This window comes from Vibrio sp. 10N.261.51.F12, assembly GCF_041471725.1.
GTDB lineage: Bacteria > Pseudomonadota > Gammaproteobacteria > Enterobacterales > Vibrionaceae > Vibrio.
This window is the reverse complement of sequence record NZ_JBFROV010000061.1, coordinates 1-257: the sequence shown is the minus strand read 5'-3', so window position 1 is coordinate 257 and position 257 is coordinate 1. Positions and strand designations below refer to the sequence as shown.

General features: G+C 49.4%; 1 protein-coding gene. It reads left to right on the top strand.

Annotated features, from left to right (window positions below; all coding sequences use genetic code 11):
• The coding region (locus AB4405_RS24090) for an Ig-like domain-containing protein (protein ID WP_372063088.1) at positions 1 to 257 on the top strand (257 nt) is incomplete at both ends.

Here is a 257-nt window from a genome sequence, read left to right as displayed (position 1 = left end):
CCAGCGGATGAAATGACCAATGAAGACACGTCGATCACTCGTGATGTACCGGAAGGCTCCGATGTCGATGGCACCGTGGCGTCTTATGCTTTAGCGACCGATGTTCCAGATGGCAAAGGGTCATTAAGCTTTAATAACGGTACGTACACGTTCAACCCTGGTGAAGATTTCCAAGACCTGACCGATGGTCAGAAGGAAGATGTGACCTTTACCTACGTTGCCATTGATAACGAAGGTTTGGAGAGCGAGCCACAAAC